Source organism: Brevibacillus migulae (assembly GCF_004521915.1).
In the GTDB taxonomy this organism is placed as follows: Bacteria; Bacillota; Bacilli; order Brevibacillales; family Brevibacillaceae; genus Brevibacillus_F; species Brevibacillus_F migulae.
In genome coordinates this window covers 1-18,844 of the sequence record NZ_SDKD01000024.1, presented here as the reverse complement: position 1 = coordinate 18,844, position 18,844 = coordinate 1, and the positions used below count along the sequence as shown (strand labels likewise).

Genomic DNA, 18,844 nt, shown 5'->3' with positions numbered 1-18,844 from the left:
GAAGGTCATGCAGGTAAAATATATACACTAACGGGTCCTGAGAGTTTGTCCGTTCAAGATAAAGTCCGGATAATTAGTGAGGGTATCGGACGTGAAATTCAATTTATTGAGAGCTCTGAAGAAGAAGAACGTGAACAGATGAGAAGAATGGGTGTTCAGGAGGATGCAATTGATTACGTGATTAGTTGGCACCTTAATCCGCCTAAATCTGCTTATACGGTTTTGCCGACAGTTGAGGAAGTAACAGGACACAAGCCGTATACTTTCGCAGAGTGGGTTAAGGAGAATGCAGGACTTTTTATAAATTTGGGTATCTCTTAAATCTATTATCTTTGAGGGAATGAAATAGACAAACGTGTCCGAATGCATCGCTGGCAGCGGTGAGGTCAGGGGTTCGTCCGCGCAAGGGGTGAACTTCGAATTGTTCCGCTAACGGGTTCGTTAGTTGAACAAAGGCAGCGGTAGTCTAAGACTTTATTTTCAAGTCTTGGTCCGCCGCTGCTTCATTTTTATAGTCAGTCTAATACTTATTTTTCGAAGTCTGGCGATTTTCAATGCTCATAAACCCCGTTAGATCAAGTCTTTCAGTCTAGAACATTATTTTCACTGGACAACCCTTTGTCTGATGCGGCGGGTAACACTAACTGATAGATTAGCTAGATTCCTCTCTAGCAAAATCCCCGCTTGTTCTGCCGAGAGTCGAGAGGATACTTGCAAAGTCCTTTTTGTGACAAAGTCTCTTCCCGTGTGACGAATGGCCATACCAACAATACGTCCGTCTTTCCCAGGATACCCCTTTCTTGGTTCGACAGACGAAAATGTATTTTTTGTTGACTTAAACCATGGTTTAAGTCGTATCATATTCCTGTCGACAAAGTGTAAGAGAAAATTTGGAGGTCTCCAAATGCAGTATTGTACGATTGGTGAAGCTTCAGCCAAATTCAATATTCCTGAATCAACGATACGTTATTATGAAAAAAAAGGATTGCTACCTTTAATCGAGCGTGATGAGGCTGGGAGGCGGTTATTTTCAGAAGCTCAAATTGCACTCCTGGAAACCGTTATTTGTTTAAAAAACACGCATATGCCGATAAGTAGTATTAAGCAATATATCGATTGGGTAGTAGAAGGAGATAGCACCATTGATCTCCGACTTGAAATGATGAAGAATCACAAACAAGCTGTGCTGGCTGAAATTTCGTTGATGACGGAATCCTTAAAAGGGATCGACGTAAAGATTACACGTTATACAAACCGAAAATAGAAAGGAGAAGAAGGTCGGTAATGAAACTTTCTGGGAATACAATCCTTATTACAGGCGGAAGCACCGGGATCGGATTAGCATTTGCCGAACGGTTTATAAAAGCTGGAAATAACGTCATAGTTACTGGACGGCGTGAAAATGCACTTCAAAATGCGAAAGAAAAACTCCCAAGTCTTATTACTCATGTAAGTGATTTGAATATAGAATCCGAGCGTACGGCATTGTTTGATTGGGTAACAGCGAACTACCCAGACGTGAATGTATTAGTTAACAATGCAGGGATCCAACAACGTTTTAACGTGTTAAAAGCAGATGCGAAGAACAATTGGAGTTATTTCAATCAAGAAATCATAACGAACATTGAAGCACCGTTCCATCTCTCTATGCTGTTCGCTCCGTTTTTTGCAACAAAAGAAACGGCGACGATCATTAACGTGACATCTGGGTTAGCTTTTACACCATTAGCAATTGCTCCGATCTATTCAGCGACGAAAGCGGCTCTTCATTCGTTTACGATGAGTCTAAGACACCAACTTTCTGACACGTCTGTAGAAATAATCGAAGTGGCTCCTCCGGCAGTGAATACAGATTTAGGCGGAGCGGGGCTGCATACACATGGAGAACCATTAGATGCTTTCGCAGATGGCATTTTCAAAGGATTGGCAGAGGGCAAACAGGAAATTGGCTATGGCACTTCTGTGGCTCGCTTACGCATGTCGCGAGATGAAGTCGATGAACACGTAGCGAATATGTACAAAGCAATGAAAAACACAATTGAATAGATACACCTGCCCAAAATGTACCAACGTGTAGGTGCTCAAAAGTTAAATAAGAAAACTCGCCGCAGTGTTGGCGAGTTTTCTTATTACATGGCGGTTAGAAACGAGTTGGAGAGGGTGACAGTACCTGCGGAACAACCAATTTGCCTCTATTACAGAGTCGCACAAAGGCGGAGACGCAGTCGGGATCAAAATGGGTGCCGCTTCCCTCGACAATTACTTGCAACGCGCGTTCATGCGGCCAGGGCTCGCGATATGATCTTCGCGAGGTCAGCGCATCGTATACGTCCGCAATCGCAAGGATTCTTGCAAGTAGAGAAATCTCTGTGCCTTTCAGCTTATCTGGATATCCGGTCCCGTCCCATTTTTCGTGATGATGCCGGATAACGGACAGTTCTTCGGTCATAAATCCAATATATTTGCACATTTCGTAACCGATGACGGGATGTTGCTCGATCACGATTCTCTCGTCCGTCGTTAACTTTCCTGGTTTATTCAGGATCTCATTTGGAACCTGTATTTTCCCAACATCGTGAATAAGACCGCCCCGAGCTAGTGCCCGCAAGAGTTCTGTATCCAGATTCATGGCTTGGGCCAGTTGCAATCCGTACATGGCTACACGGAAATTATGACCTGCTGTATATTCATCTTTGGTTTCCGTGGCAACAATTAGATTTTGCATGCTGCTGGAGATGCTAATGCGAAGTTGATCAAAAGATTGATACCTATTCGCTTGATGGAATTTTTGAGTAATGGCTATGTTCGACTGATACTGGGCGATGATCCCATATAACAGCAACAGGGCCGACACAGCGAGGATTGCATGATAAAACCACCAGGCCAATGTCCACATCATTGTGGTGACCATGACAGCTTCTGTGATGGAAAGCAGAACGGAACCAAATACGATAGCCGCATGCAAAGGAAATTTGACTAACCGAAATTGCAGAAAATATCTCTTGGCGGCCCAAAGATACAAGAAGATGGTGAAGTACGCCATCAGATAATTCAATGGAGTTAAATCGATGGGAATGAAGTCGGAAATGCTGGGATAGACAAGAGCCGCGATATTCATCAGGATAATAATGGCTAACCAACCGACGACAATACTCCTCCTATGCTTCGACACATAGCGGATAAAAGAGTGATCCGAGGGAAGGGTCGAGAGAAATATCCAGACTGCACACGTTGTCATCGCGATTTGTGAGGCAACACCTGCCAAGTGGTGTTGGTCAGCAATAATGAACCCAGGGGTCGAAAGCCCGTGAATGAGAAAGAATCCATTTAGAGATAAGATCGCTAATGCCAGCATGAGCACATTCATATCCCGAAGTCGGATCCCCGTCCAGCCAACGGCAATGGCGCTGATGGCCAGCGCAAACAGTGTAGGAGTAATGACGTAAAAGTGGAAACGGGGGAGTTCCCACATGATACTGTGTCCGGGGAAGGTGAATAGATAAGCATACCCGACAAGAAGAACGACAGCGGTTATAGACATGGTTATGACTAAAGAGCGAGGTGAACGAGGCATCATCAATCCAACTTTCCATTATATTCTACAAATGTTTTCAAGATTCGACATTAAACGAGTCGTGTCCTGCCTGTTGTTCGTTCAACCTTTATGATTATTCCGCCCATTATTCAAAATAACATTCTTGGTTGTACACTGATTCTTAGAGGGGATCTTCTTTGGCGAAAAAGGACTGCAATTTGTAAAATACAGGGGAGAACAAAAGCAAAAGTCGGTTAGATGTATTTGTGAAGGGGAGCTGGTTATCAATCCGTTGCTGAGGCTCTTGGGAATACGGAATGCCAGTCAATTTTAAAGATTGGGAAAAGAAACAGCGGGATGGTAAAACACGGGAAGATCAAAGGGGGAAAAACGTCGCCTCTAATCCTTTCATAGGACGCCCTGGTCCAAGTTTTCCAGCATTGAGGGAGAAAGGGGGATTACTTGAAAGCGCAGGTTTCTCATCTAAAGACGGAAACGTCATACTTTAGACAGGTTTTAACCATCGTACATCTAAAATTGTTTTTCTCCGTATGACTGAATCATCCTGTAAAAAGTGACCCAAGAACTTTTCACTAATAAATAAATCACGAAAGAATAATAAATTTTGTACCCATGTTGATAGTGAAAGACCCCTAAGTACACAGCAAATCGTTCAAACCCGACGCTCACTAACGCCCAAACCAAGATGTACATCGGTGAAAAACGTAGCTTGATATGAAAGAAGTCATACAGATAAAAGAAAAGATAGCTATATGGGGCGTACATCACATGCGATAAAAAATCCATCACTTCAAAGGTGGAGCTATCATTTATCACATAAAAACTAACTGGAAACACACTTAAGGTGTGATCGAAAAAGAAACCAAAAAACACGCCGAACATGAGGTAAAGACTGGTAGTCTTTATGGTAAAACGTGCTGGCAGTAATAACACCAATAAGGTACCAACGAAGAGGGAAATGACGATAAACCACTCGTTCGCATTAAAATGATCGTCATAACGAATTACATTCATGTATTTTTGAATCCCCCTCTGCCTAGACCAACAAACCAACGGGCGATCCCCCATATAAAGACCATAAATCCCCCGTACATGAGAGCGGAATAGAATTCATTCCATCTACGGAACACGATAAGACCGAACCACAAGTAGATCCTATCTTCCACGCACAATAACAATAAGATTGCCGCTGATAATCCCCATCGCCATCTGGTTTTCAAATGCGAATGGAGTACGCATACAGACATTAGAATTTCAAAAGGTATCACGATAAAGCGACAAATATACATGGCAAAAGATCCCTCTATATTTCGAGTTAGCGGAACCCAGTGCAAATTCACATCCAGTATGGTGAATAGGGTAATCGTAAATATGCCGATAAGGAAGTACAAAAAGAACATCTCAGTAAGAGTGAACCCTTTGGGGATAATCGCGAAAACAATCATCACAAAGCAGGCAACCAAGGCTAGAACTGCGAGAGACACCACGATCATCCTTTGAACAGGAGTTAGCATATATGATAAATGGTTCCCTTACACCCCGAAAAAATTCCAAAATAGGTTGTCCTCCCAGCGAGTCAAACCTTTGTCACAGAAGATCAAACCGGTTTGGGAGATTGACTAGGAACAGTTGTACCTGTTTCATTGGAAGAACGAGCAGGAAAGTTTAATCCAGTTGAGTTATCAAAACAGCGAAAGCGGTTTCCCGAGTGTAAAAGGAAACCGCCTTTTTAATAAAATTGATGATTTGATTGAAAGTGCTAATTATGTACCACGAATCTTGTGTATGACGCTCATCAAAATAAAGGATAACACCACGATCGAGACTACCCAATAAGAAGCAAGAGTCATATTGCCTGATTCCGCAGCCATGAAGATGGCAGTAGGAATGGTTTCTGTTTCCCCCGGAATATCCCCTGCGAACATTAAGGTCGCACCGAATTCACCAAGGCCGCGTGTGAAGCCTAGCATATATCCTGATAGGGTAAATCTCCATGAAAGCGGCAAGGTGACATACCGGAATACCTGCCATTCGTTTGCCCCCATTGACCTCGCAGCATCCTCTAATTCCTTATCGACCGATTCAAACCCCGTTTTTAATGTCTGGTATATCAAGGGAAAGGCTACTACACTTGCAGCGATGACGGCTGCCCACCAGGTAAACACAATGGGCTGTTGAAACAGCCATTCAATCCCTTTGCCAAGCCAACTCTGGTTGCCGAATAAAACCAAAAGTCCAAAACCGACAACCGTAGGAGGAAGTACAAGAGGAAGCATTAGAAATGTTTCCACAATCATTTTTCCTTTATATGTACGATTCGCCATCCACCAAGCAGCGATGATGGCGGGAAGAAAAGCCACCATACTAGCGATAAGTGTGACTTTTATCGATATTTGAATCGGTGACCAAAAATCCATTATTGCTTCCCTACCGGATCAAATCCATACTTGGCAAACACGGAAGCTGCCTCCGATCCATGCAACCACTTGTAGAGGATTTGGGCTTCATTCGGATGTTTGGAATTCTTCGTGACGCCCATCGGATAAACAATCGGTGAATGACTTTTTTCATCAGCGGTTGCGGCAATGGTCACTTTATCGGATGAAGCTGCATCCGTCTTGTATACGATTCCAGCATCGACGTTACCGGTTTCTACGTACGAAAGCACTTGCCGGACATCTTTGGCAAACACAAATTTCGACTGCAATGGATCCCAAACGTTTAAGTTCGCAAGCGTTTCTTTTGCATAGGTGCCTGCTGGAACAGATTCCGGATGGCCGATTGCCACTTTTTTGACAGCAGGATTTTGCAGATCTTCAAAGCCTTTAAACGGTGTTTCGGTATTTTTGGGGACAACGAGAACCAGTTGATTCTTTAATAAATCCATGGTGTTCTGTGCGTCAATGAAATCTTTCTCCACCAGAGCCTTCATCTGCTTCGATGCCGCAGATACGAACAGATCAGCAGGCGCTCCTTGTTCAATCTGCTGCTGGAGAGTTCCTGACGAACCGTAGCTTATCACGAGCTTTTGGCCAGGATGGGAAGATTCGTAGATCGGTGTCAATTCTTTCATGGCATCAGCAAGGCTCGCGGCTGCCAATACATACAACTCAGTGGGGGCGGATGAATTGGAGTGATTGCCCTGGTGGTTATTTGAAGAACTACACCCCACAATAGCGCTTATTAGGAGTACAAGCATGACCAACATGGGTGTGACACGAGAATACCATTTCATTTAAAACAACCCCCCCACTCCACACTAGATATATCTAAATATAACTAGATTATACTAATCATGTCCATGTGTAACAATCGATTATTTGATATAATCATAATGTGTTCACAAATATGGAGGGAATCATCGATGCAGGAAGTCTCCTATACACCTGAAGAAGTGGCAAAGTTACTGAAGGTTTCCAAATTAACCGTCTATGACCTGATTAAGAAAGGAAGTCTTCCGGCCTACCGTGTCGGAAAGCAGATGCGCATCGAGGCTTCCGAACTGGAGGCCTACAAAGTAAGAGCCAGAGAAGGGAACCATTCCTTTTCCAGCCCCATGCCAGAGCCAGCACTGAAACAAAACCTTGCTGTACCTGGTACCAAATCGATTGTCATTACTGGCCAAGACGTTAGTTTGGATATACTGGCAAAATATATTGAAAAAAACACAAAACGGGTACGTCCGCTCCGATCTTATGTCGGCAGCTTGGATAGTCTAATATCGATGTATCAAGGACAGGCTGATGTGGTTAGTACCCATCTCCTTGATGGAGACACCGGCGAATATAACGTTTCTTACATTCGCAAGCTGCTTGTGGGATTTCCTTATATTGTGATCAATCTCGTTTCCAGAACAGCTGGTTTCTACATACAAAAGGGAAATCCGAAACAGATCTGTACCTGGGAGGACTTGAAAAGAGACGGCATTACCATAGTCAACCGTGAAAAAGGGTCAGGAGCACGCGTCTTGCTTGATGAGCAATTACGCCTTCATGGGATATCCCCTCAGCAAGTAAAGGGATACCACTTGGAGGAATCCAACCATCTTGCCGTGGCAGGAAAAGTCTCGGAAGGACAAGCAGATGTTGGTGTCGGGATCGAAAAGGCAGCTTATATCGTTGGGGTAGATTTTGTTCCGCTCATTCAAGAAAGGTATGATCTTGTCATGCTGAACACCCCGGAAAATAGAGATTATATTGAAACAATCAAAGGAATTTTACGGTCCGAGGAGTTTCAAAATGAACTGAGATCAATCCGTGGGTATGATCTGTCTAGAACCGGGGAAGTCATCTTGGAAGCTTAATACGGAAAGCAATATGGAACATACAAAGCGAGGCTGCCAACTTGAGATGGCAGCCTTTTGCTAAACTAACGAGGATCAATAGTCTCATGAAACAAAGCCAGTAAAGTGTAAGAGGAAGGGCATTAAGGGGGGCAAGAGCAATAAAGTAAAACCCAGAATCTAGGCAAATGGTCATCCCTCAATTTCACTTGTTTTACCTAGAATTAAATACGAAAACTCAAATACGAAATAGTACCATATTTCTTTGGTACCCAAGGAAGTATTTGTTCGGTGCCGTTTTGGGAGGGAAATCGGAAGTCATATAGGACTAGGAAATCTTCTCGTAAACATAGATTTTAAGACTAACCTCACATTCGCATTTCACAGGCACGATCTAACCTACTATTCGCACATCGAAGCTTTACCAGCTGATTCTCCTGCTTTTAATAGATCTGCTCCGAACGGGTGATCCACGATATAGAGCCAGCTGCCGTCCTGCTGTTTTCTAACAATCTCCGAAGTGTGGCCATGGATTTGTATTTGGCTACCGTCCGCACCTTCTGTTTGAAGGATAAAGTGCGCACGTAACAAAGCTATATTTTCAAAAGGGATACAATACATGTTTTTCGATATCATTCTGCCTTGGAATTGCAGTAGATCCTCTAAAGTTTTACGAATTTGTTCAATTCCGTGACGAGGTTCGCCGTTGTGGTTAACCAGAATACCATTCGGCTCGTACAAAGCAAGCAGGTTGTCTATGTCACCTGTGTTGTAGGCTTCTGCAAACGCAGCATTCATATCTTCCGGTTTCATGACCGCTTTATTGGTGGATTTCACAGAAATCTCCTCTTTCTATAGAATTGTCATGTATGTATCGTATCTCGATCCAAGTAATATTGTAAGTACGCAGAAAATGATGACATAGTCATAAAAAACTGACCTAGCGGGAGGAAGAGATGCCTTATCAAGACGGGACTTTCGGCTGCCCTGTAGAAGTGGGGCTGCAAATGATTAGTGGAAAGTGGAAGCCTAAAATCTTATATGAACTGTTTCAGCAAACCAGACGATTCGGTGAACTTCAACGGCGAATTCCCGGCATATCCAGGCATGTTCTTACTACGCAACTGCGGGAGTTGGAAGCAAACAAAATCATTAAACGCACTCCATTTATGACCGTGCCTCCGAAGGTTGAATACAGCATAACTGATTTTGGGAAAAGCCTGGAGCCATTCTGGAGCAAATGATAAAAGTAGGCGAGCATTACATATCCCTTCAAAAAAATGAAGCGATAGATAACTGAAACACAAGCATAAAACAACAATAACCTTACAGTTACCATGTCCATTAGGCGTTCAACCCCAACTCATGATTGGCTGGTTACAAGTAATCATTCCGCCATCTTCAGAAGCAGTTTCCCCCGGGTTGCGCCCGTCTCGAGTACACGTAATGCTTCATTCGCTTCTTCGGCGGGATAGATGCCGTAAATGGTTGAACAGATATCTTCTGTGGCCAGCATGTTCAGCGCTTCCAGTGCTCTTTGGCCGACCCTTGCCGGAAAAGCATCGCTGTAAGAGCCAAGCTGAAATCCTGCAACAGTTTGATTGTGGGACCACAATGCATGGGTCGACTGCAGGACATCCGGTTGGCCCCCGGCATTGCCGAGCACAACGAGCTGTCCGAACGGTCGGAGCACTTCATGGCTTAGCTTCCTGAGGTCACCGCCGACCGGATCGAGTACTGCGTGAACACCTTGCTCTCCGGTTGCCTGGAGAGTCTGCTCGACGAAACGGGACCGGATGAACAGTTTGTCATAGCCATATTCGGAAGCCAAGCTTATTTTCTCCGGCGAGCCTACGGTACCGAAAACCTTGTCAGCCCCCAGACGACGTGCAACCTGGCGAGCTGGATGCGGCGGTGGCCAGCGCGTTTCCCAGCACAAACAGTAGCATGAGGAGAAAGAGCAGCTTTTTGCGGGACATTCGATTCGTGAGCATAATGACGAACGGACGCATCCTCGCATCCTTGGCGCACGGTTCCTTCTTCGGGGTCGCAGCCGTTGTTGCCGCCGGCCTATGAATGGCGTGTTCGCAGGCTTGCCTCCGGCTTTGATCATAACGGCAGAGTATGACCCGTTGCGCGATGAGGGCGAGACCTACGCTCGGCGATTAGCCGAAGCAGGGGTCATAGTAACGCAAAAACGTTATTTGGGCATGATTCACGGTTTTTACGCCATGACAGACCTGTTTGATGACGCCCATTCCGTTTACAAGGAGATTGATGCGTTTTTGCAAACGATTCATGCCCGAAAAGGTGAGAACGAATTACCAAAGGAGGCGAACCGAACTCAATTACGATAAACGTTCTCTGTGTGCTTTGTTTTGGAATATAGCCGCACTTTGTGCATTGTATAACGGAAAGAATACTCCCCCAAACGCCCCGAACGGATGAAATTATATTCATAAAGCAGGAAAGGATAGAGACTCAGCGTATTCCTGAGACCTCTATCCTTTCTCTTTTCACTGATATTGGTAGCTACAAATAGGAGGAGATGCCCTCCAAAAAAGGTACTTTCTCAACAGGAAAGTCACGATACAGCTTTTCCGCATCTTTGCAAATATTCCCTTCCAACAGCATGGTCAGCTGCGTGTTGGTGATCGGGAAAAAAGGGAAACCCTCCATCAGGTTGACCACCGGTCGCATCAGCGGCAAAGGAACATGGATTTTTCTCACTTGCGGCTTACGCAGTGCAGTTCCAATCTGATCTAGCAGCTCCGAATAGCTTAACTGCTCGGGGCCGCCGACCTCATAAATTTGCCCGATCGCCTTGTCGTTGCGCAACGCCCCGGTGAACACTTCGGCAACCGTATCGCGGGAGACAGGCTGCAGCTTGTAAGAGCCATCTCCAATCACAGGCGTTACCGGCATGCGCACGAGACCGGCCAGCATATTGACGAATTCATCGTCGGGGCCGAAAATGACAGACGGGCGAAAGATGGTGTACGGGATGCCGCTGTCTATGACCAGCTGTTCCGCTTCATATTTTGTTTGATGATAGGCGCTCGTTGCATTCGCACGTGCCCCCAATGCACTCATATGGATAAACCGCTTGATCGGAGCGTTCTTGGCAGCTTCCAGCAAATGTTTCGTTCCGGTTACATGGATGCGGGAAAAGGTGATTCCTTTGCTTTTTCTTTCCCGGATGATGCCCACCAGATGAATGACGGCCTCACAGTCTTGCAAGGCTCTTGTCAAAGACAGCGGGTCAAACAAATCCCCGGCAACGAGCTGAATGTTGCCTAGACCTAAGCGTGATATGCGCATTTTTGTTTCCGACCCTGGGCGTACCAGACAGACAGGTTCAACCCCCGCATCAATCAATTGGGTAAGGATGCCTCTGCCGACGAATCCGGTGCTTCCGGTAAGCAGCACTTTCATCTTGGATACCTCCCTGTCGCCATTTTTCCATAGTATACCATGTATGCAGGGAAACGCCACTTCTCGTTGGCGCAGCAAACCAGTATAATAATAAGAAAAAACAGATTGTAAGGAGTCCCTATGGCAAAGCTATCTACCAAGCGGTTTCTCTCCACATTGGCAGAAATGTTTCCTGATGCCCATTGCGAGCTGAATCATTCGAATGCTTTTGAATTGACCATAGCTGTGCTGCTCTCAGCGCAATGTACCGATAAAAAAGTCAATCAGGTGACGGAGCGATTGTTCCAAAAATACAAAACGCCTGAAGATTACTTGGCCGTCCCCTTAACCGAGCTTCAAGAAGATATCAGACAGATCGGGCTGTACAAAAACAAGGCGAAGCACATTCAGGAGCTGAGCAGGCTCTTGCTCGATAAATACAACGGTCAGATTCCGGACAAGCATGAAGAGCTGGTCACACTCCCGGGAGTGGGCAGAAAGACGGCCAATGTGATCATTGCGACATGGTTTGGTGTGCCTGCGCTGGCAGTGGACACTCATGTCGAGCGGATTGCCAAGCGTCTCGGCTTTTGCGAGGAAACGGATACGCCGCTGCAAGTAGAGAAAACACTGATGAAAAAAATCCCCAAAAAGGAATGGGCCAATACGCACCATCGCCTCATCTTTTTTGGAAGGTACCACTGCAAGGCGCAGAGTCCGCAATGCGAGGTATGCCCGCTTGAGGATGTATGTCCATCCAAAAAGAAAGCGGCCAAGAAAACGAAAAAACCGCGCACCGCATGAGAAAGCAGCTGCCTCTGATTGAGGCCGTTGCTTTTTTCATTTGCCGTCAAGCTGTTCCCGAAACATAAGGCTTGCGAATCCGTCATAGTAGATGAGGAATCATCATCTTTTATAAATGAGGGAAATGCCGTGTACAAACAAAAGATCGCCGTAATGCTCTTCGCCAGTTTGACCATCACCAGCGCACCTGCCTTTTACTTTGGCCCACAGGGGGGCGAAGCCGCTAGGGCTTATGCCGAGAGTATAGACCCGGTGCAGCAGGTGGTGACAGAGGCTTACCAGACGTTTCTTCAGGATCGCGCGTTGACCACGCAACAGATCGCAGCCCTTCAGCAGCATAAAGAACGGCTTTTCCCTTACATTCAGGCAGGATTAGCCTTGACGGAAAACCGTTTACGTCTGACGGACGAGCAGCAGGCCTATATCTTTCAGGAATGGGGATTTTGGCTGGAGGTTGCTCGTCAGCTGAAGGATCCGCGCGTAAAACCGGTATTGTTGTCCTGGCTTAGGACAGCCAAGCCCATCCCGGATCCATTTACACTAGGGGAAGTGCTGGATTCGATGGTACAGGCCGGCGATAAGCAGCAACTGCTCGAAACCCTGAAGCATTCTTCCGAAGTCGGGGCGATGGTGCTGCTGCCGATCTTGGAAAAAAAGCAGGCGATCAGTGATCAACAATTGGATTCCCTTCTTTCTGCCTATCCTGACCGGCCGCAAGCGAGAGCGATCATCGGGGCAATCGGGAGCAAGCAAGACGGGCAAGAGCGTTTGCAAAAACTGTATGGGAAGAAAGAGATCCCGGCAACCGCGAAACGGCTGATCGTCCAGGAACTGCTGGTAAAAGGAAATGGTAAGGACAGCGCCTGGTTAAAAAAAATAGCCCAGCAGACGACAGACCCGGCAACGGAACAATTGATTGACCAAGAGCTGGTCCGCAATCACGGAGACATGGAAGCGGCCAAGCGCCTGCACGACAGCGGGATGCAGCATGGATTTACCATTGCCTTGGATGGAATAAGCGAAAAGTTTTTGGCGGAGCATTTCCCTGCTGGCAAACTGGCGCAAGGAATCGCCGCCTATGAGGAGATTCGCGGCTTCCCCTATTTTCATCAACAAGACGGAGAGGAATGGCTTTCGTATCAGTCTCACGGCTCCGACTTTGCCAGTCCGCAAAAGGCGATCAACCAATGGCTCGCCTTTATTGAAAACAATCCGAATCATCCTGCCTTGGACGATGCCGCTTATCGCTTGGCGCGTTGCTATCAGATCACGGGCAACTATGAACGGGCGCTTTACTGGTTTGATCGTGCCCGAACGCTCGGAGACCAGGACCTGCAGTATGACGCCTATGGCCAGTTCTTGTTCGTGCTGGATGTGAATATGAAGGCAGACGGGCTTTCCCGGTTGGATACAGCCCAACTGCCTTCCTGGTCGAAGGGGTGGGTAGATTATTCGCTCGCTGTGGAATATTTGCGCGAGCGGCAATATAGCAAGGCGAGTAGCGCCATGCAGCAGTTCATCAGAGCTTATGAAGCGAAGCAGCCTGATCTTTTCGCCCACGAATCCGGCCAAGAAACACTCTGGCAAAGCTTTTATCCATTTTGGAGCTATGTAAAGGAGCAGCAGTCACTTGCCCAGCAAGCAGCTGAGCAGCAGGAGCAGATCAATCGGGCTGCCGGAGCTGAAAAGGCCCAAAAACAATACGAGCTCGCGGCGATGATCTCCAAACAGCCATTGCTGTATTACAATCATCTTTGGCGTGGAGACAGACAGACGTTCTTTTGGCTGGGACAAATCAAGAGCATGGATTATCAGGTGAGTCTGGATCATTACATCGCGCGCTTCAATCACTTGGTTCACGCTGCGGATGTTTTTTCGCAGATCCATTTGCAGGAAGCGGATGAGCTGACGGGGGCAAAGACGTTATTTTCGCAGATGCTCATGAACAGCAAGCTTATCGATTACGGGGAAGAGGTCTCCTTCCATGCAACCAAAACCGTGCTGCAGCAGCAGATACTTCAGACTGGGGAAGAGCTGCTGAAAAGATATCCGGAATCCGAGCTTGCAGACGATACGCTTTTGCTGATCTATCACTACACCAAGGATACGGCGAAATTGCAGCAGCTGCTGGAACGATACCCGCAGAGCGACAAAGCGGCAGAGGCAGCCAAGCTGCTTAAGGAACAGCCGGAAATGGCCGACTCATCGAGGATGGATCTCGTTCCGGTCCAAAAATTGGCTGAACAGGACTGGCAGCTCCCTGCAAATATTAAGAAATGGGTGGAACAGTGCAAAGCGAAGCCTGGGCGCTATGTGATGAGAGATGGCGACTGGATGTATGCCTACATGGTTCCCCAGCAAGGGAAGCAGGCGTATATGTATCTGCAAACGAATCGTGACCGGGCAGTATTCTTTTATGAAGAAAGCAAGCTCGGAAACTTCGCTCGGGAGAAGAATGACGGCGCACGGCTGGTACGACTTCCCTATCGCTTTGTTGCACACGCGCCGGTAACCTGGGAGGCCATCGGCAATTAGCAGAGAGAATCCATGCAATGGTATTGACATTTGCGTTGAAATAGACGTACACTTAATTGTAACAATTCTAATAAAATGATTGTTACTATCTAGCTAATCCAGATGAGTTTCGCTAAAGGATTGTGAGGTGCATGACGGAGATGACGCAACGTGTTGAAAAGGCCGTAGAAATCCTAAAACATACGGGGGTACGGATGACACCGCAGCGTCATGCCATATTGGCGTATCTGCTCGATACCATGTCCCATCCAACCGCTGATGAAATCTACAAAGCGTTGGAAGGTCAATTCCCAAATATGAGCGTGGCTACGGTATACAATAATTTGCGTGTCTTTAAAGATGCTGGACTCGTACGAGAGCTAACTTATGGGGATGCTTCCAGCCGCTTTGACGCAAATATTGTTGAAGATCATTATCATGCGATCTGCTCCGAGTGCGGTGCTGTCCATGACTTCCATTTCCCGGCCTTGACGGAAGTCGAAAAGGCTGCTTCCCAGGATGTCGGTTTTAAAGTAACTGGGCATCGCATGGAAGTTTACGGGATTTGTGAAGATTGCCAAAAACAATCCTCCCATTAACCTATGGATACTCGGGATCAAAACACTTTTCTCTATTCGGTATGATGGAGAAAAGTGTTTTTTTCGTATGAATGGCGGACCATGTAACCTTTTGTCTGTTCCCGCGTCCTGTTATACATAGTCAAAACGTGCAATATATTCTAAAGGTTGTGGGAATAGGGATGCTGCTATATCATCGAAAGAGTATGATAGACCATTGGACGGAGGTGTCGAACCATGGAAATGCCATTGCGTAAGTCATCACGTCCGAGACGAAAGCGCAGGCTGTGGGCTGGTATGCTCTTGGCATTCCTGCTGCTCTGCGGGGGAGTAGTAACGGCTGGCCTATGGCTCCTGGGAGCGTGGCCATCTGCGGAACAAGTTGCCCCTTTTGACGGGCGGAAAAACGTGATCATTTATCAAGGTGAAGTGCAAGAAGAGTCATTCTTGTTTGAAGAGGGAGAGATTTCCGTCCCATTTTCACTGATTCAAAAACATATGGATCATGCGATATTCTGGGACGAGCCGACTCGCTCCGTGATCGTGACATCAAAAGATAAAGTGCTGCAGATGGAAAGTGAGCAATTGGTTGCTTATTTGAATCAGACACCTGTGAATTTGCAGGTGCCGGTCAAGGAAGTAGAGGGCATTCGCTATGTGCCGCTTGCTCCCTTGCAGAAGCTGTATCCTTACCAGATGAAGCATATCCCGGAAACGGGCGTTTTGCTGCTTGAAAAAAGCGGATATGCCATTCAGCAAGGGAAAGTGCTTTCCGCCGATGAGGATGGCCCGCAAGCCCAGCCGCTTCGGGTAGAGCCGTCGGTAAGGGAAGGTATAGTAGGTGAGCTAGCGCCGGATCAGGCCGTCGATCTGTTAGGGGAGGAAGCGGGGTGGTACCGCGTACTAGCTGGCAATGGTCTCATCGGGTACTTGCCAAAAGAGGCAGTGAAGCTGTCGGCGATCAGGAAAGTGGAAGCGGCCGCAGCTGACCGATCGGAACAGCAGCCGGCGGCATGGAAGCCGCTTGGCGGCAAGATCAATCTGGCGTGGGAGCATGTGGTCAACCGGAATCCAAAAATCGCGGGCATTCCACAAATGACGGGTCTGAACGTGGTATCCCCTACCTGGTTTGAACTGACAGACGAAAAAGGGACGCTGGGGAACAAGGCGGATCCGGCCTATGTCACATGGGCGCACAGCAGAGGCTACCAAGTATGGGGACTGGTTTCCAACGGCTTTAACCCCGACTGGACGACGGCCGTGCTGAAGGATTACCGCCTGCGTTCGAAAATGATCGCGCAAATTTTGCAGTATGCCAATATGTATGATCTGGACGGGATCAACCTCGATTTCGAGAACGTCTATCTGGAGGATAAGCCTCGGCTGGTTCAATTCGTTCGTGAATTGACTCCGTATCTGCACGAACAGGGTCTTACCGTTTCGATGGATGTGACGATTAAATCGACGAGTGACAACTGGTCGCGGTTTTACGATCGGGCTGCATTGGCGCAGACAGTCGACTATATGGCGGTCATGACCTATGATGAGCACTGGGCATCCAGTCCGGTTGCCGGGTCAGTCGCATCACTCCCCTGGACAGAAGCGGGGCTGCAAGGGGTTTTGGAAGAAGTGCCAGCCAAAAAAGTGCTGCTGGGCGTACCTTTCTATACTCGATTGTGGAGCGAGACCAAACAGGCGGACGGTACGGTGAAGGTGACCTCCAAGGCCCTGTCCATGGAAAGTGCGCAAAACTGGATCAAGGAACGGAAGCTGACCCCTCAGTTGGATGAGAAGTCAGGGCAAAATTACGTCAGCTATACAGATACCGCTGCGGGCGTGACGTATAAAATGTGGCTGGAGGATGCGACCTCCATGGCCAAGCGGATTGAGCTTGTACACAAATACAACTTGGCCGGAGTGGCAGCATGGAGACGGGGATTTGAGCAACCGCCGATTTGGTCGACGATCGCAGAAGGTTTGACAAAACCGCAGTAACAGGAAAAAAAGCCGAGACAGTTTGATGTCTCGGCTTTTTTGGCAAATCAGGAAGCATAGGCTTTCCGATTGACAGAATGGCAACTTGGCTACGACTTTTCAATTTGAAGCAGCTTGCGATTTACTGTGTTTCTTCTGTCAAGGCAAGAGGTTGGCCGCAATACATGCAGGCGTCTTCTTTTCCCAGCATTTTGGTTACTTTGTTGCAAGAAGGGCATTGAACCTGCGGCGAGGTCATGGAAACCATGCCGGAAATCATAAAGAGTACGGTTGCCACCATGGTCATGATGAATCCGATTAACAGCAGGATCAGCATGAACAAATAGTTTTTTTCAAACCAAGAGCCCAAGTAACCGGCAAAAAAAGCATAACCAATGTACATAAGAAGAATGCCAAGACCGATATTCCAGTTCGCCCAAGTGCGCATTCGTTTGATCTTGCTGATGCGATCCACATTTTTCATGTATGATTCCTCCAATTAAGGCAGTACCTCTATCGCGCCGGATGGCTGCGGAATGAGCCTATCTTTCAAAGCGCTGTCAATCATTATAGCATACAAGCAATTAACTGTTGAGAAGCAGGAAACGGCGATTTTAAGTAGAATCTTTTCCTAACCGTTTCTGGAAGGGGGGAGATTTCATGGAGTTGTATGTAAAAAGCCTGCATGATCAAGAAGAGATCTTATCGGTTATGCGGGTTACAAAGCATGATTCCCCCAGTTTATTTCTAGATGGCGCCAACCAATTATACCTGCTGATCGTGAATCGACCTACACCGCAATGGGAAACGAGACATTTTCAGATGGAGACGGAGCGGATTGTCGAACATCGAATCAGCCAATGGCAGATCGAAAATTGGGCGATTCAAGGTGCTGATGAGCGGTTTTCCTATTGGTTGAATCAAGCGGAGATTATTCTTGATCGAAATGACTTTATGAAGGTCAATCGAAAACGGTTGCTGCGCATCTCGGAGCAGGCAAAAAAGCAGCGGGTTTATATCGAGTACTCGTCATTCCTGCGTTATTATTTGGAGGCGAAGGAATTGCTGCAGCTCGGGTTGGCGTTTGATGCTTATCAAGCGATCCTCCGTGCACTCGAGGGGCTGGCTCGGCTCGTGATCTGGGAGGGAGGCCAACAACCTTCGCCGGCACTCTGGGTCCAAGTCAAGCAAGTCGATCCATCAGTATTCAAGCTATATGAAGAATTGATTGCAAGCCATGAACCATTGGATAAGCGAATCGAGCTGCTGCTTTTACCGATCGAGTTCCATGTGATGTCAAAAATGAAGGATTGCACACAGCTGTTATTGGATGTGCTGCAATCGCGAAATCGACCATGGCTCGTAAAGGAATTGTCACAGCAGCCGGCGCTGGCAGGAAGCCAGATTGATCTGCATTTACTGCTAGATAAAATGGCGAAGAAGACGATCGTTCACGAGGTGCTGCTTCATAATAAAGAGAAGTCCATATACGAAAAAGGCTATCAGCTTTCTGGATAAATTTATTAATAAAATGCTATTGACTTCATTCTTGGTGACGTGCTATATTAACAAACGTCACTTCGAAAGACTTGATAGCGACAAGATAAAAGAAAAAAATACCACTTGATTTCATAAGAAGTTCTGTGGTAAATTAAAAAAGTCGCCTCTGGGCGATGAGACATCAAATGTTCTTTGAAAACTGAACAGCAAAAGCGTGAAACG

General features: G+C 46.8%; 19 protein-coding genes. 11 read left to right on the top strand and 8 right to left on the bottom strand.

The window, feature by feature from the left end; all coding sequences use genetic code 11:
• Nucleotides 1–45 precede the first annotated feature (45 nt).
• From EIZ37_RS26470 to EIZ37_RS21615, 3 genes are all read left to right on the top strand, one after another.
• The gene (locus tag EIZ37_RS26470) at nt 46–321 is read left to right on the top strand and encodes a Rossmann-fold NAD(P)-binding domain-containing protein (RefSeq protein WP_235828152.1); all 276 of its coding nucleotides are present in this window, start codon (nt 46–48) and stop codon (nt 319–321) included.
• Between the two features lie 583 nt (nt 322–904).
• Nucleotides 905–1,264 (top strand): MerR family transcriptional regulator, encoded by a 360-nt coding sequence (locus EIZ37_RS21620; protein WP_134686845.1) that lies wholly within the window; start codon nt 905–907, stop codon nt 1,262–1,264.
• 20 nt (nt 1,265–1,284) lie between these two features.
• A complete protein-coding gene (locus tag EIZ37_RS21615) occupies nt 1,285–2,046 on the top strand; it encodes an SDR family oxidoreductase (protein ID WP_134686844.1) in 762 nt (253 codons plus the stop codon).
• 94 nt (nt 2,047–2,140) lie between these two features.
• Here the strand turns inward: EIZ37_RS21615 and EIZ37_RS21610 are convergent, their stop codons facing one another.
• From EIZ37_RS21610 to modA, 4 genes are all read right to left on the bottom strand, one after another.
• Nucleotides 2,141–3,577: an HD-GYP domain-containing protein gene (locus tag EIZ37_RS21610; protein WP_134686843.1), complete on the bottom strand. Its 1,437-nt coding sequence runs from the start codon at nt 3,575–3,577 to the stop codon at nt 2,141–2,143.
• Between the two features lie 489 nt (nt 3,578–4,066).
• Entirely contained in the window at nt 4,067–4,570 is a 504-nt protein-coding gene (locus tag EIZ37_RS21605; RefSeq protein WP_134686842.1) for a hypothetical protein, read from the bottom strand.
• Nucleotides 4,571–5,319: 749 nt separating this feature from the next.
• Entirely contained in the window at nt 5,320–5,973 is a 654-nt protein-coding gene (modB, locus tag EIZ37_RS21600; protein WP_134686841.1) for a molybdate ABC transporter permease subunit, read from the bottom strand.
• Nucleotides 5,973–6,791 (bottom strand): molybdate ABC transporter substrate-binding protein, encoded by an 819-nt coding sequence (gene modA / locus EIZ37_RS21595; protein ID WP_134686840.1) that lies wholly within the window; start codon nt 6,789–6,791, stop codon nt 5,973–5,975. Before modA ends, modB begins: the two co-directional genes overlap by 1 nt.
• Nucleotides 6,792–6,920: 129 nt before the next feature.
• Between modA and EIZ37_RS21590 the strand changes: the two genes are divergently transcribed.
• Nucleotides 6,921–7,859, top strand: coding sequence for a helix-turn-helix transcriptional regulator (locus tag EIZ37_RS21590; protein WP_134686839.1), 939 nt, complete (start codon nt 6,921–6,923; stop codon nt 7,857–7,859).
• 381 nt (nt 7,860–8,240) lie between these two features.
• Here the strand turns inward: EIZ37_RS21590 and EIZ37_RS21585 are convergent, their stop codons facing one another.
• Nucleotides 8,241–8,675: a YybH family protein gene (locus EIZ37_RS21585; protein ID WP_235828151.1), complete on the bottom strand. Its 435-nt coding sequence runs from the start codon at nt 8,673–8,675 to the stop codon at nt 8,241–8,243.
• Nucleotides 8,676–8,794: 119 nt separating this feature from the next.
• Here EIZ37_RS21585 and EIZ37_RS21580 point away from each other — a divergent pair, with 119 nt between their 5' ends.
• Entirely contained in the window at nt 8,795–9,082 is a 288-nt protein-coding gene (locus tag EIZ37_RS21580) for a winged helix-turn-helix transcriptional regulator (protein WP_235828150.1), read from the top strand.
• 143 nt (nt 9,083–9,225) lie between these two features.
• Here the strand turns inward: EIZ37_RS21580 and EIZ37_RS21575 are convergent, their stop codons facing one another.
• Nucleotides 9,226–9,858 carry a zinc-binding dehydrogenase gene (locus EIZ37_RS21575; RefSeq protein ID WP_134686837.1) on the bottom strand — a complete coding sequence of 211 codons (633 nt, stop codon included), beginning with the start codon at nt 9,856–9,858 and terminating at the stop codon, nt 9,226–9,228.
• A gap of 52 nt (nt 9,859–9,910) precedes the next feature.
• Here EIZ37_RS21575 and EIZ37_RS21570 point away from each other — a divergent pair, with 52 nt between their 5' ends.
• Nucleotides 9,911–10,195 (top strand): alpha/beta hydrolase fold domain-containing protein, encoded by a 285-nt coding sequence (locus EIZ37_RS21570; protein WP_134686836.1) that lies wholly within the window; start codon nt 9,911–9,913, stop codon nt 10,193–10,195.
• A 175-nt stretch (nt 10,196–10,370) separates the two neighbouring features.
• Here EIZ37_RS21570 and EIZ37_RS21565 read toward each other — a convergent pair whose 3' ends face one another.
• The gene (locus EIZ37_RS21565; RefSeq protein ID WP_134686835.1) at nt 10,371–11,273 is read right to left on the bottom strand and encodes a complex I NDUFA9 subunit family protein; all 903 of its coding nucleotides are present in this window, start codon (nt 11,271–11,273) and stop codon (nt 10,371–10,373) included.
• 120 nt (nt 11,274–11,393) lie between these two features.
• Here EIZ37_RS21565 and nth point away from each other — a divergent pair, with 120 nt between their 5' ends.
• From nth to EIZ37_RS21545, 4 genes are all read left to right on the top strand, one after another.
• Nucleotides 11,394–12,056, top strand: a complete 663-nt coding sequence (nth, locus tag EIZ37_RS21560) for an endonuclease III (RefSeq protein ID WP_134686834.1) — start codon at nt 11,394–11,396, stop codon at nt 12,054–12,056.
• Between the two features lie 129 nt (nt 12,057–12,185).
• Nucleotides 12,186–14,591, top strand: a complete 2,406-nt coding sequence (locus EIZ37_RS21555; RefSeq protein ID WP_134686833.1) for a tetratricopeptide repeat protein — start codon at nt 12,186–12,188, stop codon at nt 14,589–14,591.
• Between the two features lie 140 nt (nt 14,592–14,731).
• Nucleotides 14,732–15,169, top strand: a complete 438-nt coding sequence (gene perR, locus EIZ37_RS21550; protein WP_134686832.1) for a peroxide-responsive transcriptional repressor PerR — start codon at nt 14,732–14,734, stop codon at nt 15,167–15,169.
• 216 nt (nt 15,170–15,385) lie between these two features.
• A complete protein-coding gene (locus EIZ37_RS21545) occupies nt 15,386–17,143 on the top strand; it encodes a glycosyl hydrolase family 18 protein (protein ID WP_134686831.1) in 1,758 nt (585 codons plus the stop codon).
• Nucleotides 17,144–17,264: 121 nt separating this feature from the next.
• Here EIZ37_RS21545 and EIZ37_RS21540 read toward each other — a convergent pair whose 3' ends face one another.
• Nucleotides 17,265–17,606, bottom strand: a complete 342-nt coding sequence (locus tag EIZ37_RS21540) for a DUF2614 family zinc ribbon-containing protein (protein ID WP_134686830.1) — start codon at nt 17,604–17,606, stop codon at nt 17,265–17,267.
• A 176-nt stretch (nt 17,607–17,782) separates the two neighbouring features.
• Between EIZ37_RS21540 and EIZ37_RS21535 the strand changes: the two genes are divergently transcribed.
• The gene (locus EIZ37_RS21535) at nt 17,783–18,640 is read left to right on the top strand and encodes a nucleotidyltransferase-like protein (protein ID WP_134686829.1); all 858 of its coding nucleotides are present in this window, start codon (nt 17,783–17,785) and stop codon (nt 18,638–18,640) included.
• Nucleotides 18,641–18,844 lie beyond the last annotated feature (204 nt).

What these genes read in the sequence shown, in the direction of transcription:
- EIZ37_RS21620 (WP_134686845.1), top strand. Translation starts at nt 905, where the DNA reads ATGCAGTATTGTACGATTGGTGAAGCTTCAGCCAAATTCAATATTCCT.
- EIZ37_RS21615 (WP_134686844.1), top strand. Translation starts at nt 1,285, where the DNA reads ATGAAACTTTCTGGGAATACAATCCTTATTACAGGCGGAAGCACCGGG.
- EIZ37_RS21610 (WP_134686843.1), bottom strand. Translation starts at nt 3,577, where the DNA reads ATGATGCCTCGTTCACCTCGCTCTTTAGTCATAACCATGTCTATAACC.
- EIZ37_RS21605 (WP_134686842.1), bottom strand. Translation starts at nt 4,570, where the DNA reads ATGAATGTAATTCGTTATGACGATCATTTTAATGCGAACGAGTGGTTT.
- modB (WP_134686841.1), bottom strand. Translation starts at nt 5,973, where the DNA reads ATGGATTTTTGGTCACCGATTCAAATATCGATAAAAGTCACACTTATC.
- modA (WP_134686840.1), bottom strand. Translation starts at nt 6,791, where the DNA reads ATGAAATGGTATTCTCGTGTCACACCCATGTTGGTCATGCTTGTACTC.
- EIZ37_RS21590 (WP_134686839.1), top strand. Translation starts at nt 6,921, where the DNA reads ATGCAGGAAGTCTCCTATACACCTGAAGAAGTGGCAAAGTTACTGAAG.
- EIZ37_RS21580 (WP_235828150.1), top strand. Translation starts at nt 8,795, where the DNA reads ATGCCTTATCAAGACGGGACTTTCGGCTGCCCTGTAGAAGTGGGGCTG.
- EIZ37_RS21575 (WP_134686837.1), bottom strand. Translation starts at nt 9,858, where the DNA reads ATGCGAGGATGCGTCCGTTCGTCATTATGCTCACGAATCGAATGTCCC.
- EIZ37_RS21570 (WP_134686836.1), top strand. Translation starts at nt 9,911, where the DNA reads ATGAATGGCGTGTTCGCAGGCTTGCCTCCGGCTTTGATCATAACGGCA.
- EIZ37_RS21565 (WP_134686835.1), bottom strand. Translation starts at nt 11,273, where the DNA reads ATGAAAGTGCTGCTTACCGGAAGCACCGGATTCGTCGGCAGAGGCATC.
- nth (WP_134686834.1), top strand. Translation starts at nt 11,394, where the DNA reads ATGGCAAAGCTATCTACCAAGCGGTTTCTCTCCACATTGGCAGAAATG.
- perR (WP_134686832.1), top strand. Translation starts at nt 14,732, where the DNA reads ATGACGCAACGTGTTGAAAAGGCCGTAGAAATCCTAAAACATACGGGG.
- EIZ37_RS21545 (WP_134686831.1), top strand. Translation starts at nt 15,386, where the DNA reads ATGGAAATGCCATTGCGTAAGTCATCACGTCCGAGACGAAAGCGCAGG.
- EIZ37_RS21540 (WP_134686830.1), bottom strand. Translation starts at nt 17,606, where the DNA reads ATGAAAAATGTGGATCGCATCAGCAAGATCAAACGAATGCGCACTTGG.
- EIZ37_RS21535 (WP_134686829.1), top strand. Translation starts at nt 17,783, where the DNA reads ATGGAGTTGTATGTAAAAAGCCTGCATGATCAAGAAGAGATCTTATCG.